At 43.8% G+C, this 14,526-nt stretch carries 13 protein-coding genes and 1 pseudogene; 8 read left to right on the forward strand and 6 right to left on the reverse strand.

The window, feature by feature from the left end; genetic code table 11:
- Positions 1-105 precede the first annotated feature (105 nt).
- Positions 106-1,107 (forward strand): spore coat putative kinase YutH, encoded by a 1,002-nt coding sequence (gene yutH, locus BBA02S_RS09500; protein WP_041094461.1) that lies wholly within the window; start codon positions 106-108, stop codon positions 1,105-1,107.
- Positions 1,108-1,186: 79 nt separating this feature from the next.
- The gene (locus tag BBA02S_RS09505) at positions 1,187-2,173 is read left to right on the forward strand and encodes a 2-hydroxyacid dehydrogenase (RefSeq protein ID WP_041094459.1); all 987 of its coding nucleotides are present in this window, start codon (positions 1,187-1,189) and stop codon (positions 2,171-2,173) included.
- A gap of 115 nt (positions 2,174-2,288) precedes the next feature.
- On the opposite strand, the pseudogene BBA02S_RS09510 reads toward BBA02S_RS09505, so the two are convergent.
- Positions 2,289-2,586 (reverse strand): annotated as a pseudogene (locus BBA02S_RS09510) (NifU family protein).
- Between the two features lie 90 nt (positions 2,587-2,676).
- On the opposite strand from BBA02S_RS09510, the gene BBA02S_RS09515 reads away from it, so the two are divergent.
- From BBA02S_RS09515 to BBA02S_RS09530, 4 genes are all read left to right on the forward strand, one after another.
- Positions 2,677-3,009 carry a YuzD family protein gene (locus BBA02S_RS09515; RefSeq protein ID WP_041094455.1) on the forward strand — a complete coding sequence of 111 codons (333 nt, stop codon included), beginning with the start codon at positions 2,677-2,679 and terminating at the stop codon, positions 3,007-3,009.
- Positions 3,010-3,176: 167 nt separating this feature from the next.
- Entirely contained in the window at positions 3,177-4,538 is a 1,362-nt protein-coding gene (gabT, locus tag BBA02S_RS09520) for a 4-aminobutyrate--2-oxoglutarate transaminase (protein WP_174521405.1), read from the forward strand.
- 84 nt (positions 4,539-4,622) lie between these two features.
- Positions 4,623-5,987: a sigma-54 interaction domain-containing protein gene (locus BBA02S_RS09525; RefSeq protein ID WP_041113515.1), complete on the forward strand. Its 1,365-nt coding sequence runs from the start codon at positions 4,623-4,625 to the stop codon at positions 5,985-5,987.
- Positions 5,988-6,006: 19 nt separating this feature from the next.
- Positions 6,007-7,431, forward strand: coding sequence for an NAD-dependent succinate-semialdehyde dehydrogenase (locus BBA02S_RS09530; protein WP_041094449.1), 1,425 nt, complete (start codon positions 6,007-6,009; stop codon positions 7,429-7,431).
- 263 nt (positions 7,432-7,694) lie between these two features.
- Here BBA02S_RS09530 and BBA02S_RS09535 read toward each other — a convergent pair whose 3' ends face one another.
- The 4 genes from BBA02S_RS09535 to BBA02S_RS09550 all read right to left on the reverse strand — a co-directional run bounded on the left by BBA02S_RS09535 (position 7,695) and on the right by BBA02S_RS09550 (position 12,576).
- Positions 7,695-8,771, reverse strand: coding sequence for a Ger(x)C family spore germination protein (locus BBA02S_RS09535; protein ID WP_041113516.1), 1,077 nt, complete (start codon positions 8,769-8,771; stop codon positions 7,695-7,697).
- Entirely contained in the window at positions 8,768-9,859 is a 1,092-nt protein-coding gene (locus tag BBA02S_RS09540; RefSeq protein ID WP_041094445.1) for a GerAB/ArcD/ProY family transporter, read from the reverse strand. The genes BBA02S_RS09535 and BBA02S_RS09540 overlap by 4 nt, the downstream gene beginning before the upstream one ends.
- A 20-nt stretch (positions 9,860-9,879) precedes the next feature.
- A complete protein-coding gene (locus tag BBA02S_RS09545; RefSeq protein ID WP_156136551.1) occupies positions 9,880-11,364 on the reverse strand; it encodes a spore germination protein in 1,485 nt (494 codons plus the stop codon).
- A gap of 144 nt (positions 11,365-11,508) precedes the next feature.
- Positions 11,509-12,576 (reverse strand): NAD(P)/FAD-dependent oxidoreductase, encoded by a 1,068-nt coding sequence (locus tag BBA02S_RS09550; RefSeq protein ID WP_041094441.1) that lies wholly within the window; start codon positions 12,574-12,576, stop codon positions 11,509-11,511.
- 208 nt (positions 12,577-12,784) lie between these two features.
- On the opposite strand from BBA02S_RS09550, the gene BBA02S_RS09555 reads away from it, so the two are divergent.
- A complete protein-coding gene (locus tag BBA02S_RS09555; protein ID WP_041094439.1) occupies positions 12,785-13,021 on the forward strand; it encodes a YuzB family protein in 237 nt (78 codons plus the stop codon).
- Positions 13,022-13,211: 190 nt separating this feature from the next.
- Here the strand turns inward: BBA02S_RS09555 and BBA02S_RS09560 are convergent, their stop codons facing one another.
- A complete protein-coding gene (locus BBA02S_RS09560) occupies positions 13,212-13,916 on the reverse strand; it encodes a DUF2225 domain-containing protein (protein WP_041094437.1) in 705 nt (234 codons plus the stop codon).
- A gap of 192 nt (positions 13,917-14,108) precedes the next feature.
- Between BBA02S_RS09560 and BBA02S_RS09565 the strand changes: the two genes are divergently transcribed.
- Positions 14,109-14,477: a HesB/IscA family protein gene (locus BBA02S_RS09565; RefSeq protein ID WP_041094436.1), complete on the forward strand. Its 369-nt coding sequence runs from the start codon at positions 14,109-14,111 to the stop codon at positions 14,475-14,477.
- Positions 14,478-14,526 lie beyond the last annotated feature (49 nt).

Genomic DNA, 14,526 nt, shown 5'->3' on the forward strand with positions numbered 1-14,526 from the left:
CTAATAAATTAAAGCATTTAACAGGGCCTTCGAGTAAAAAAGCATTCTGTACCTGGAGATCCTCAGGTATATAGACTATTCAATTAAACAAAGGGGGGCAAGCAAATGGACGGAAAGCAGTTATTGCTGAAGCATTTTCAAATTGAAGCGGAAAGGGTACCCTTTCAGTCCAAAGGGATATGTTATGAAAGCAACGGATTACTTTATCATATTATTGATGCAACGGATAAGGAACAACAATATTTATACGAACTTCATCAAATGGCACAGCATATGGTCCGGCAGGGAGAAAAACGGACCGCCGTATTTTTGCGTGCCCGCAACGGCCGTTTCTTGGTTACGGAAGAAGAAAGGGACTTTGTTGTTCTCGTCAGCAGCCGGCCTGCTCCAATGAGGGCTTTCACCGGTGAAAGATTGGCCCGTTTCCATTTGCGCGGGCAATCCCTTTTGCTGCAGGTTCAGTCGGCTAGTGAATTAGGAAGCTGGAAGGCAAGTTGGGAACAACGTTTGGAGAAAATAGAGAAATCTGCAAATGGGCTGTTAAAAGAGCAGGATGACCCTTTCGCCCGCCTGATTGTTGAATCTTTTCCTTATTATATGGGATTAACGGAAAATGCCCTGCAATATGTGGCGGATACAGAAATAGATGAAGCGCCTCAGCAATGGGACTTGGGAACAATCTGTCACCGTTCATTCAGCGAAAAGTCCTGGCTCAAGGAACCAGCTGTACACCAGCCGTTCAATTGGGTATTTGATTATGCAGCGCGGGATATAGCTGAATGGATTCGGTCGGAATACTGGCAGGGGGCTTTGTTTTATCGGACTCGCTTTATTGATTTTATCCGGCAATATGAGCAGGTTCGCCCTCTTTCTCCTTTCGCCTGGCGCTTGATTTATGCCCGATTATTGTTCCCTGCTCATTATTTTGAATGCATTGAAAAGTATTTTGCGAAAGGTTCCTTGCACATAAAAAAGGAAAATGAAGAGAAATTAAAAAAGTATATAGCCAATTCCCGCGAGTATGAAGAATTTTTGGCTTTTTTCTATGACCGGGCGGGAGTATCATCACGTCGGTGGAATATGCCCGCTATTCATTGGCTGAAGTAATCTTTTTTATTACACGGAGCATTTTTCCGAACTATGCTAAAATGGGGGAGTGAATATAAAGAAGAAAGCAGGTGGAGATGTGAAGCCGCGTGTATATGTAACACGAAAAATTCCTGGAGAAATTGTAGCAAGACTGCAAGAAGATTATGAAGTAGATATGTGGCCAAAAGAGGATGTGCAAGTACCTCGTGAAATCTTACTGGAAAAAGTGAAAAAAGCGGATGCACTTTTGACGGTGATTTCTGACCGGCTTGATGATGAGGTATTTTCAGCAGGAGAGCATTTAAAAGTAGTGGCCAATATGGCGGTTGGTTATGACAATATTGATTTAGAATCAGCGAGCCGGCATAATGTAGCTGTTTGCAATACGCCGGATGTGTTAACGGATACAACGGCTGATTTGGCGTTCGCGTTGCTTTTGGCGACAGCCCGCCGAATGATTGAAGCCGCCGAATTTATAAAAGAAGGAAAGTGGAAAAGCTGGTCGCCTTTGCTTCTTGCTGGCACGGATGTCCACCATAAGACGATTGGCATTGTCGGCATGGGAAAGATAGGAACCGTTGTGGCTAAACGGGCCGCTGGTTTTGATATGGAGATTATTTATCATAACCGAAACCGTCATGAAGTAGCGGAAGAGATGCTTGGTGCCCGTTATTGTTCATTAGATGAGCTGCTTGCGGAAGCTGACTTTGTTGTTTGCCTTGCCCCATTAACGTCAGAAACAAAAGGCTTATTTCAGCGTGAGCAATTTCAAAAGATGAAAAAAGAGGCCATTTTTATTAATGCCAGCCGCGGGCCAATCGTGAACGAGGACGCCTTGTATGAAGCACTCCAGGCAGGAGAGATTGCAGCGGCCGGCTTGGATGTATTTAACGAGGAGCCGATTGACGCTGACCATCCTCTTCTTCAGCTGAAAAATGTAGTCGCTTTGCCGCACATTGGCAGTGCCACGAAAGAAACACGCCTTGCAATGATGGAAACATGCTGTGACAATCTCGATGCCATCTTTGCGGACCGTGCGCCGAAGACACTTGTCAATAAGGATTTTCTAGGTTCAAGAAATTAAGAGACGGCCAAGAGGAGAAGGTGGAGCTCAATCATTATAAAAAAAAGCAGAGACGCCCGTAAAAGAGCGCTCTGCTTTTTTTATTATATTAAGAAATACTCTGCTCAAAGGTGAATTAAAATACTTGCTCCACTTCAACCACACCTGGCACTTCTTCCAAGAGAGCCCGTTCAATTCCCGCTTTAAGAGTAATGGTAGAGCTTGGGCATGATCCGCAAGCGCCGAGCAGGCGCAATTTCACAATGCCGTCCTCAATGTCTACTAATTCACAGTCGCCGCCGTCGCGAAGCAAAAATGGGCGTAATTTATCTAATACTTCTCGTACTTGCATTTCCATTTGTTGTTCATCCACGATAATCCACTCCTTTCTCAATCTCTCTTTTATTATAATGATTATAATGAGAAAAATCCATTGATTGATAAATATTTGGCCAAGGAGCTTGCAGTTCCGCACTGGCCGGTTTTTCGTTAAAATGAAAGGAAATTACAGGAGGGCGAAAATTATGAAGAAGAAAATAGAAATTACTATTTACGGGACGGAGCAGCTTTGTCCAAGCTGTGTGAACCTGCCGTCTTCTAAGGAAACATACGAATGGCTGGAGGCCGCAATTTCCAGAAAGTATCCGGATCAGCCCTTTAGGATTAGTTATGTGGATATTCAAGCGCCGCCGAATGATGAGAAAAAAAGAGAATTTGCTCAAAAAGTGATGGAAGAAGAGATGTTTTATCCAGTTGTGCTTGTGGAAGACAGAATTGTGGGGGAAGGAAACCCGAAATTAAAAACCATTTATTTAGAGATGGAGAAATATGGGTATATTGCCCGGGAAAAACAGTAAGTATTTTAAACTTTTAAGTCAGATAAGACTCGTTGGAGTCGCATCTGACTTAATTATAGTCTGTCTATTCGTAATAATAGAAGTATTTGCGCCTTTTTAAAAGTTGGCACGCTTTTTGCATATAAATTGATTGTAGAAAGTAATTTCTTTTAGAAAAGGGGAAAAGCATCATGACAAGAAAATTTGCAAAAGTTAACGGCAGCCTTCCAGGTGAAAAGGCGAAAGCATTATTAGAGAGAAGACAAAACGCTGTGCCAAAAGGCGTGTCCAATGGTGTTCCTACTTTTGCCGAAAAGGCTGAAGGGGCATTAATTCACGATGTAGATGGAAATACGTTTATCGATTTCGTTGGTGCTATTGGCGTAATGAACGTGGGTCACTGCCACCCGAAAGTAACAGAAGCAGTACACAAGCAAGTGGATCAATACATTCATCCAGGCTTTAACGTAATGATGTACGAGCCCTATATTGAGTTGGCTGAAAAATTAGCCGCTATCGCTCCTGGAGAACATGAGAAGGAAGTTATCTTCTTTAACAGCGGAGCAGAAGCAGTAGAAAATGCAGTGAAAATTGCCCGCAAATATACAAAGCGTCCAGGCGTGGTTTCATTCTCCCGCGGTTATCATGGGCGTACATTATTGACAATGACGATGACAAGCAAAGTAAAGCCTTATAAATATGAATTCGGCCCATTTGCTCCGGAAGTGTATAAAGCACCTTATCCATACACTTACCGCCGTCCAGAAGGCATGACAGAAGAACAATATGAAGATATGATCATCGAGCAGTTCCGTGATTTCTTTATCAACGATGCAGCACCTGAGTCCATTGCGGCTGTTGTGATGGAGCCGGTACAAGGTGAAGGCGGATTCATCGTTCCATCTAAACGCTTTGTTCAAGCTGTATATGAAGAGTGTCAGAAACATGGCATTATCTTTATCGCTGATGAAATTCAAGCAGGCTTTGCCCGTACTGGCCGTTACTTCGGTATCGAGCACTTCGACATTGTTCCTGACTTAATCACTGTTTCTAAATCAATGGCTGCAGGCTTGCCAATCAGCGGGGTAATCGGCCGCAAGGAAATCATGGATGCTTCCACACCAGGAGAGCTTGGCGGAACTTATTCCGGAAGTCCGCTTGCTTGTGCAGCTGGACTAGCTGTTCTTGATATTATTGAAGACGAAAAGCTAAATGAGCGCGGTGAAAAATTAGGAGAGCATGTGATGGACCGCTTCCGCAAACTAGCTGAGAAATATGACGAGATTGGTGATATTCGCGGGCTTGGTTCTATGTGCGCAATGGAATTAGTAAAAGACCGTCAAACAAAAGAGCCGAACAAAGAATTGACTAACCTGCTTATTAAAGAAGCAAATGACCGCGGTCTTCTCTTAATGAGTGCAGGAGCTTACGGAAACGTACTTCGCTTGCTAATGCCGCTTGTCATTACTGATGAACAAGCAGAAGAAGGATTAGATATCCTCGAAGAAGCATTGGAAGCAGCAGTTTCTCAATTAGCAGTTCAAGCTTAATTTGCAATAACGAAAACGGCATGCTTATCTCTCGGGCGTATTTTTGCTATAATAGAAACAATATAACCCGAGAGGAAGCTTGTCATGAATCGATCTCATGATCCTGTACGTGATGAATTATTTGATATTTTTGAATCATCCTTCGATGAAATTTTGGTGACGGACGCAAGCGGCATTGTCATTCGTGTAAATGCTACTTGCCGCAAAAATTATGAACGGACAGCCGGAGATTTGGTAGGCAAGCATGTAAAAGATCTGGAGAAGATGGGGATTTTTTATCCATCGGCTACCTTAAAAGTGATCGAGAGCCTGCAGCCGATTGAATTATTCCAAACAGCCGGCACCGGCCGTTATTTTCATGTGCGCACGAGGCCTGTTTTTCATCCAGATGGTTCGTTAAAGAGTGTAATCAGTTATTCGCGTGACTTGACAGAGCTCATGCAGCTGCGCAATAAAATTGAAGAGATGGAAGACGAGCTGGCTACATATAAGAAGGAATTAAAAGAGCCGCTTGAATTCGATGGACTCATTTCAAAAAGCGAGCAGATGGAGAAGATTATGCTGCTCGTCCGCAAAATTGCCAAAGTAAATTCCACGGTGCTGCTTCTTGGGGAAACGGGCGTCGGCAAAAGCAAGATTGTTCGGCTTATTCACCAATTAAGCGACCGGCGGGATCAGCCGCTGAACGAGATCAATTGTGCTGCACTTCCTGAACAGCTGATTGAATCAGAGTTGTTTGGCTATGAAGGCGGAACGTTTACCGGTGCTTTTCGTGAAGGAAAAAAAGGTCTCATTGAGCTTTCTAATCATGGCACCTTGTTTTTAGATGAAGTGGGGGAGCTGCCGCTTGCTGCTCAAGGCAAATTGCTGCATGTGTTGCAGGAGAAGCAAATTCGCCCGGTTGGCGGCCGGCAGCCGATTTCCCTCGATATTCGGATCATTGCCGCTACGAATAAAGATCTGAAAAATATGGTAGGCAGAGGCAGCTTCCGCAGAGATTTATATTATCGCCTCAATGTTGTGCCTATTCATATACCGCCGCTTCGCGAGCGGAAAGAAGATATTGCTCCGCTTACGTATCATTTTTTAGATTACTTCAACCATTTATACGGAAGCAATGTTCGCTTCTCACCGAAAGTCCTTCAAGCATTCCTCAGTTTTGAATGGAAAGGGAATATCAGGGAGCTGGAAAACATGGTGGAGCGGCTTGTTGTAACAGGGGACGAGGTAGTGACCTTAAATGACTTGCCGCCGGATATGTTTGAACAGGAAATATCAGAGGCGGGGATGACTCTTCCAGAAGTGATTGAAGAAGTAGAACGCAAAATGATTGTTCAAGCCTACAACAAAGACAAATCAACCTATAAAGTCGCTAAATCGCTAGGGATTAGTCAATCATCCGCTGCACGAAAGGTCAGAAAGTACATTGGGGAAATAAAAGAATCATAGAACAAGAGGAGGAGAAATAATGAAAAACTGGAAAATTTATATCAATGGCGAGTGGATGGAAACAGAAAAAACAATTGAAGTCATTAATCCGGCAACTAAAGAAGTGATTGCAACGATTCCGGACGGCGGAACAGCTGAAGCGGAACAGGCAGCTGATGCGGCTTATGGAGCGCTAAAAGCTTGGTCCAAACTGACAGCTAATGAGCGTGCGGACTACTTAATGAAATGGTACCGCCTCATTGATGAAAATAAAGAAGAAATCGGCAAGCTGATGACTCAAGAGCAAGGAAAGCCGTTAGCGGAAGCGATCGGTGAAGTCGGCTATGCTAACAGCTTCATTTCCTGGTATGCAGAGGAAGGAAAGCGCATTTATGGTGAAACGATTCCTGCTTCTCATCCGAACAAGCGCTTATTTGTCCAAAAAGAGCCGGTGGGCGTAATTGCAGCGATTACTCCATGGAACTTTCCGGCAGCAATGATTACGAGAAAAGTCGGTCCTGCTTTGGCAGCTGGCTGTACCGCCATGATTAAACCAGCGACACAAACGCCTTTAACGGCTATTCGTCTTGTAGAGCTGGCAGAAGAAGCTGGCATTCCTAAAGGAGTTATCAACATCGTAACTGGAAGCGCACGCCAAATCAGCGAAGCGTGGATGAAGGATGGCCGTGTCCGCAAAGTTTCCTTCACCGGTTCTACAGAAGTCGGCAAGCTGTTGATGCGCGGAGCGGCTGATACAGTGAAAAAGCTGTCTCTTGAGCTTGGCGGACATGCGCCGTTTATCGTAACTGCAAATGCAGATATTGAAAAGGCAGCGAAAAACTTAATTGCTTCTAAGTACCGCAACGCGGGACAAACATGTGTATGTGCCAATAGAGTGTACGTTCACGAGTCCATTGAAGCAAAGTTTGCCGAGGCATTCAAACAAGAAGTGGAGAAATTAAAAGTCGGAAACGGCCTGGAAGAAGGCGTAACGATTGGTCCTTTAATTGATGAGCAGGCAGTGGATAAAGTGATCAGCCAAATCGAAGACGCAAAACAAAAAGGCGCGCAAGTTCTTGCGGGCGGCAAAGCTGCTGACGGGGAGAAAGGTTATTTCCTTGAGCCGACAGTGATCACAAACGTGACGGATGACATGCTATGCATGAATGAAGAAACGTTTGGTCCGCTTGCACCGATTGCTACGTATCAGACAACAGAAGAAGTGATTGAGCGCGCTAATAATTCACCATACGGTTTAGCAGCTTATGTATTCAGTGAAAACATTACAGAGGCTATTACAATTGCTGAAGGGCTTGAATATGGCATTGTCGGCTTAAACGATGGACTGCCGTCTGTTGCGCAAGCGCCATTTGGCGGCTATAAAGAGAGCGGACTTGGCCGTGAAGGCAGCCACTTTGGCATTGATGAATATTTAGAAATTAAATATATCTCTTTAGGGCTTTAAGAGACCGGCGAATTCCGTTCGCTAACAGATAAAAAGACATCCGGACTGTGAACTGCACCCCAATTGTTAGACACAGCTAACAATTGGAGGTGCAGTTTTTCTATGACCAAATATTCATTACAAACTAAATTAAATGCCGTCCATGATTTTTTAAATGGCTATGAGTCATATAAAACAGTAGCGGACAAACACAATGTGGATATGACCCTTTTAAAAGAATGGGTTAGATTTTGGGTTCAGATCAACTGCTTCGGATGTCTTTTTTATTCGACGATGCCTGTATTAATAATATTGGTTTTTATCTTAATGCGGACCTGAACGTCAGGGTAGAGAGATTCCCAGGAGGATTTATTGAAATGCCGGAAATGGCTTCGGACTTTTTCCCCGATGCCGAGAGAGTCAGTGCCTATATCTTGCAGCTTCCTCACTAATTTTTCTGCTTTTTCTAACGTTTCTTTTTCCCATTCCACTTCTACCTTGCGTATTCGTTTTTGGGTATGAAGAGGCACGCCATAGGCATCCTGCACTTTCCCTTCCAAAGACACATGAATGGTAACAACAGGGCGTGTTGATGATCCTGAGATATTGTATTTTACTTTTGAGCGCAGATTTTCAATGGAGATATAGGTGTCTTTATATTTAATTTCATATATTCCGTATTTAAAGTTCTCATACAGCATTTTGAATATATAGCCTTCCCTAAATGAAAGGCTGTCGACGTATTTTTCATCTTTAAAAAGCGCCAGGCCTACATAATGTATATGGTCATGTTCTCTCTTTAGCAGAGGCAGAAAGGGATCTTGCCCGAAGCCTTCCATTTGGGAAAGAAAAGAGTGCAGTCCGGTGTTTGGAGCCATCCTTACGATGCTTTCTTCCAATAAATCAGAAAGATAGCGGGATAAGTTTTGCGCATTCGGATAATTACTGGTCAACAGCTTTTTGGTGCTGCCATCGACAACCGCAAGCTTCGTATCCCTGCCAATGAAGGTAGTACGGCCAAAAGAATCTACTACCTTTTTTACCCCTCGTTCGGCTAGATCCTTATTTACTAGAATGCTTTGCAGCCGGCCGGATGCCAGCTTTCTCTGTGCTTCTCGCTGAAATTGCTGCCTAATACTGTGAATCGTGTGCCCGCTCGCCGTAAAGGAAGCATTAATGGGTTTCACATCCTGACCTTGGGGATAGAAAGGGGCTGCTACGGTTCCCCTCATGGTGTCGTCCTCCATGTAATCATAGCCGATAGCGGTGATGATTTGAATATCCTCCAGCACATAGCGTTCAATATTATAATTTAAGACCAGAATAATAGCGATGGTTACCCATATTAAAAAGGTTCTCATTTGTTTTTCCTCACTTTTTGCCAGATCCATTGGTACAGATAAATAAAGGGAATATAAGCGAAAAGGATAAAGAAGCTTATTCGATCTATAGTAGCGCTAAAGTTGCGAATTTGTACTCCATCGGTAATAAAAGACGAAGCGATGATTGCAAGGAGCAGAAGAAAGAGGATGCTCTTTTTTTGCTTAATAGAAAACAGCTGCTTTAACCCGCGTGTAACAGCCCATATATATAAACATAAGTTTGGCAGCATCACAAACAGCCAAATGGCGATGCCGGCATATTCAAACCTCTCCAGGAAAGGGAAGTCAACAATCTTCCATAAAGTAAGTGTAGGCCAAAGTGTTTTTTCCAGCTGTCCTTCACTGAAATAAAGCAGAGAAACAAGCACGGCTGCCAGGTAGACGGATGTGGTGAAAGCGGCACCGAGCTGAGCCCACTTATGTGCGCGAATTCCTTGCTTGAAAAAAGGATAACAAAAGAGAACCACTTCGAAGCCTGAAAAAATGACGGACATTTTTTTTGCCCCGCTTAAAATTTCAGCCGGCGAATGCTCCATTACAGGCAGGAGATAGGAAAGGTGCGCGCTTTTTAATGGAAAAGCCTTCAGCATCAGCAAAGGGATGGTCAGCATAAAGCTCAGCACACATAAGCCGACCATTACCCGAAATCCTCCAGTAAAATAAAGATAGACTAGAATGGCCAGCACGAATGCCATATACCACGTTTGTAAATGAGGAAACATCCATACTTGAATCACATCTATATAAGCACGCATAATCATTATAAAGAGCGTCATTAAATAGGTGATCAGCAGTAAAGTAAGCAGTCCCCCAATCCATTTGCCGAATAAATCCTTGTGGATAACAGCTATATCGTTTTCACCTTTGATCGTGATTTGAAAAGTCATCCACAAGATGATATGGGTAGCGACGCCGGCGATGAGAACAGAGATCCAAGCATCTTGTCCCGCTTCTTTCACGAGGAATCTTTCAAAGCTAAGAACCACTATTCCAATTTGCATACTATTAATAATGTAAAAAGCAAGATAGGGGGAAACCTTTTTATCTTCAGATGGCAACGGCAGCATAGGACCACCTCCAAGGAAATTTATTCATCGATATCCCGTTTATCCGGCGGTGAGCTGTGCGGCCGGAATTTAATTTTGTTATCTGTGCGTGTTTGCAAAGGGCGGCTCGTCTGTTGATTAAACGGCAGACGGATAAGCGCATCCTTCATATCTTTCAACCGAATGGGATAAACAGGCTCCAAAAAAGGACGGCCAAGCGATTTTAATTTGAGCAGATGGGCCACAACAATGGCTGTACAAGCTGCCACGCCCAATAATCCGAGCAGCTGGGCAAAGATTAAGAAAGGAAAACGGATCAGCCGAATGGCATTGCTTACTTGATAGACTGGTGTTGTAAATGACGCCAGAGCACTCAAAGCAACGACGATTAACAGCACATTGCTCGTTAGCCCGGCTTGTACGGCTGCTGTTCCAATCACGATCCCTCCTACGATACCAATAGTCTGGCCGACTTTGGTCGGCAGACGCGCTCCGGCTTCCCGTAAAAGCTCAATCGTCCACTCGAGAATAATCGCTTCTAGAAGTGGAGGAAAAGGAATGCCTGCTCGTGAAGAGATGAGCGTAGTAAGCAAATCTTGCGGAATCATTTCGTAATGGTAAGTTAATACGGCGACGTATAGAGGGGTTGATAGCACAGAAAACGTAATGGCCAAGAAGCGGATCAACCGGAAAGCAGAAGCGATATTCCAAACAGTTACATAATCTTCAAAGGCAGAGAAAAACTCTCCCAGGGTAGCTGGTCCGGTTATCGCACTTGGAGAGCCATCCACTAAAATAGCTACTTTCCCTTCCATCAGCACGCTGGCGACCCTGTCTGGCCGTTCTGTGTCCACCAGCTGGGGAAAGGGAGAGTTTTTATTGTCAGCTATCATTTGGTTGATAAAAGAACTATCAATAATTTGATCGTAACCAATATCAGTGATGCGCTGAATGACTGTATTTACATTTTCCTCATCGGCAATGCCTTCAATATAGGCGACGGCTACCCTGGTTTTGGATAATTTTCCGACAGAGAACTCCTTTATTTGAAATTCAGGAACAGGAATCCGTTTCCTAACGAGATTTATATTCGTATCAAGCGATTCCACGAAGGCTTCCTTCGGACCGACAACGGAATATTCCGTTTCCGGAATGGACACTTGGCGATTTTCCTGCAGAAAAGCAGGGATGAGCAAACACGAAGGCTGGGCCTCCTGCTGATAAATGATGATGTTCCCCTGCATTAGCTTCTGCTTCACGGAAGAAAGTTCAGTTGTCAAAACGAGGTCTTCTACTTGTATAGCATGCTTCATGTCCTCTAAAGAGATAAATTGCTTGTCTTTCAAAATAGTAAGAATGTCCCGGTGAAGCACTTTCTTGTCTACTAGCGTTTGAAAATAAGATATAAAAAAAGGGGAATCTTTTAATTGAAAGGTGACGAAGTCTGCCGACTTGCAGCATTGATCGATCAGCTTGCCAATCTCGCTGCTATGAAATGCTGACGAGCTTCGTTTGTTTCTTCGCATCACAAGCTTTCCCCTTTCTGCTTTGTTAAAGCACACGTTGTGGTTAGTATGCACCAAAAAAAGAGGAATTATAATAAAAGCGGGGAAGAATAAAAAATGACTGCTTCACGCTGTAAATGCGCAAAGCAGTCAGATAAAAAGAGATTATCCATTATGGTAGCGGTACATCCAAAGTACACCAGATTTCAAGAAGCGGGCGACCCGTCCTGTAATTGCCCGATCAGCTACAAAGCCGAAGCCTTGCTTTTTGCCAAGCGAGCCGAGAATGCCTTTGAGTTTGATTTCCGGCAGTTCTTCTGGAAGAGTCTCGCCTTTCCAGCGCTTTAAAAGAACCTGTACAATTTGTTCTGCCTGTTCTTCTGCCAGCTGGGCACTTGGCGCGTGCGGAAGGCTTGCACAGTCGCCGACAACATAGACATGCTCATCAGTTGGCAGGTTGTGATATTGAGAAAGCTTTACTCGTCCAGAACGGTCTTTTTCAACCGGCATCTCACGAACAACCCGATTTGGCTGAATGCCTGCTGTCCAGACAACAGCGTCCATTGGATAGGCTTCATCATGGTTGTAAATAGTATGAGGTTCTACCTTTGTGATGTTGGCGTTATTGACGACTTCTACACCATGGTCAACGAACCATTTATGAATATATTTGCTTAATCGTTCCGGGAAATCTTTCAAGATACGATGGCCGCGGTCAAATAAGACGATTCCAAGATCTGGCCGGCTCTCCCGGAGCTCACTCGCCAGTTCAATCCCGCTTAGTCCTGCTCCAACAATGCCCACTTTTGATCCAGCTGGCATATTGGACAGCGTCTGGTAAGTCAGACGTGACTTGTCAATGGATTGAATGCTATGTGTGTATTCGGCTGCTCCCGGTACGCTGTGATACGTGTCTTCACAGCCTAAGCCGATGACAAGATCATCGTAGGGAACAGGCTCTTTATCTTTAATAAAGACTTGTTTGTTTTCTAAATCAATATGAGTGACTTCGCCAAACAGAGCATTCAGGCGAGGGTGTTCAGGAAAGGAAACCCGCACCTCCTGATCGGATATCGTTCCTGCTGCTAGAGCATAATACTCGGTTTTCAAGGAGTGATACGGAAATTTATCCACTAGGGTAATGGTGACGTCTTCAGGCAATTGATTAGGAAGGAGCCTGAGCAGTACGCGCATATTCCCATAGCCGCCGCCGAGCAATACTAAATTCTTCATCATAATTTTCCTTTCTGTAACAGTATGTATTAAAATTTACGAATTCTCAAAATTATTGTGAAAAGACTCACAACTTTTCACTCTACCATCTTGAGTATATCTAAATACTGCGCTTTTCACAACTGAGTTCACACATTTTCACTTTAAAGTTTTCCGCTTTTCTCCGGACGGAAAGGATAGTAAAATGAGAATAGAGGTGAACAGGAAAATGAAACCGATTATTGAATTTTGCATTAGCAATTTAGCGAATGGTGCGCAAAAAGCGCTTGAAATACTAGAACGCGATTCAAATGTGGATGTGATTGAATATGGCTGTCTCGGCTATTGCACCAGATGCGCTGAAGGGCTGTACGCCTTAGTAAATGGAGAACCGGTCGATGGAGAAACACCAGAAGAATTAGTGGACAACATTTATGAATACTTAGAGGAAAACCCAATGTTTTAAAGGACAGCGGAATACTTTACTTCTGCTGCATCAATGAAAAAGAAGGGATGCCTGAACAGCTGAATGTTCCAGGCATCCTTTCTTTTGTGCAGACTCTGTTGCGCCCGCCCGCAGCGGAAGCTATAGACGCATCAAACGTGTTCTTTAACAGAATCCTTGCATAAATAAGTAGATATGCTTGTTCTGTTCTTTATGAAATGGCGCTTGCCTCATTCTTTTTCATTTCATCGCGCAGCTCGTACCAGCGGTCCCTCGCCATTTCAACGAGCTTTTTATCTCTGGATTCCCTCTGCTTTTCGAGTACTTTCGAAAAATATTTGACAGCTTCCTCCCATTTTCCAATCCGCACATGGAGCTCAGCCAGCAAGTACATAACCTTCACATCTGACATGGATGTCAGCGTTAAATCTTCATTTAAATAAGCTTCTTTATATTGGCCGGCAGCAAGAGCAAGGAACCGTTTTTCATCGGGGGACGATAAATCCCGATAAAGCCAGGCAATTCGCAGAGCCAGACCTGCCAAGGTTAAATGTTTTTCTTTTTTCAAAAAGCCGGAATAGAAGGCTAGTTTATAACTGTTAATTGCTTCATGAATTGTCCGCGCCCTGCCGTAATCCTGGGAAACCCAGTTGCTCGTGATCTTTTCTGCCAGCACATCTTTTGTGCCGGGCGGAAAAAACTTAGAGAAATCATCTGTAAAAGAGTACCCGCAATGCGGACAGACTTTCACATGATAAAACAAGGGATTCATCGCCGCATCTGCATAATTAGGCTTTAAATCGGTATCTTGTCCTGTTAGTTTAACAAATCGGTTTCTGAGCTTCATCGATGAAAACGGCCTTTTGCATAAATGGCATGTTTCTTGTTTTTCATAAAGAGGAGAAAGATTGTCCATATGTACAGCCTCCTGACGAATGTTATAAGTCGATCTACTCACGCTGTTGTCTTTATTATATCTTTTTTGAGTTAAAAGAACTATGCCTTTGGAACTTTTTCTTGAATTTTTGTTGAATTTTAAAAGCAGATTGGTTGAGATGGCTCTTTCTCGTGTATATACTAATAGTAAAGACAGAATGGAGGGGTCCCATTGCAAGAACAAGAAATAGTGAAAATTACAGAAGCAGCTGCTTTTCAGATAAAGGAAATGATGAAGCAAAATGAAGAAGAGGGAGCCACTTTGCGCGTAACTGTTCATGGCGGAGGCTGCAGCGGCTTGTCGTATGGCATGGGATTTGACCGTGACGTGAAAGAAGATGACATTCAACTGAGCCAGTATGGAATTGACATTGTGGTTGATCAGGAAAGTGCGCCGATTCTGAAGGGTACGGTCATTGATTATAAACAATCGTTAATGGGGGGCGGCTTCACCATCGAAAATCCGAATGCCATCGCTTCCTGCGGATGCGGCTCTTCCTTCCGTACAGCGGTAAATGCCGGCAAACCAGAAAACTGCTAAGCCATCTGATATGTATATGGACACCGACGGAGAAAAAAGCGCCGCATTG

Source organism: Bacillus badius NBRC 15713 (assembly GCF_001591605.1).
GTDB classification, from domain to species: domain Bacteria; phylum Bacillota; class Bacilli; order Bacillales; family Domibacillaceae; genus Pseudobacillus; species Pseudobacillus badius.

What these genes read in the sequence shown, in the direction of transcription:
- yutH (WP_041094461.1), top strand. Translation starts at nt 106, where the DNA reads ATGGACGGAAAGCAGTTATTGCTGAAGCATTTTCAAATTGAAGCGGAA.
- BBA02S_RS09515 (WP_041094455.1), top strand. Translation starts at nt 2,677, where the DNA reads ATGAAGAAGAAAATAGAAATTACTATTTACGGGACGGAGCAGCTTTGT.
- BBA02S_RS09525 (WP_041113515.1), top strand. Translation starts at nt 4,623, where the DNA reads ATGAATCGATCTCATGATCCTGTACGTGATGAATTATTTGATATTTTT.
- BBA02S_RS09530 (WP_041094449.1), top strand. Translation starts at nt 6,007, where the DNA reads ATGAAAAACTGGAAAATTTATATCAATGGCGAGTGGATGGAAACAGAA.
- BBA02S_RS09535 (WP_041113516.1), bottom strand. Translation starts at nt 8,771, where the DNA reads ATGAGAACCTTTTTAATATGGGTAACCATCGCTATTATTCTGGTCTTA.
- BBA02S_RS09540 (WP_041094445.1), bottom strand. Translation starts at nt 9,859, where the DNA reads ATGCTGCCGTTGCCATCTGAAGATAAAAAGGTTTCCCCCTATCTTGCT.
- BBA02S_RS09545 (WP_156136551.1), bottom strand. Translation starts at nt 11,364, where the DNA reads ATGCGAAGAAACAAACGAAGCTCGTCAGCATTTCATAGCAGCGAGATT.
- BBA02S_RS09550 (WP_041094441.1), bottom strand. Translation starts at nt 12,576, where the DNA reads ATGAAGAATTTAGTATTGCTCGGCGGCGGCTATGGGAATATGCGCGTA.
- BBA02S_RS09555 (WP_041094439.1), top strand. Translation starts at nt 12,785, where the DNA reads ATGAAACCGATTATTGAATTTTGCATTAGCAATTTAGCGAATGGTGCG.
- BBA02S_RS09560 (WP_041094437.1), bottom strand. Translation starts at nt 13,916, where the DNA reads ATGGACAATCTTTCTCCTCTTTATGAAAAACAAGAAACATGCCATTTA.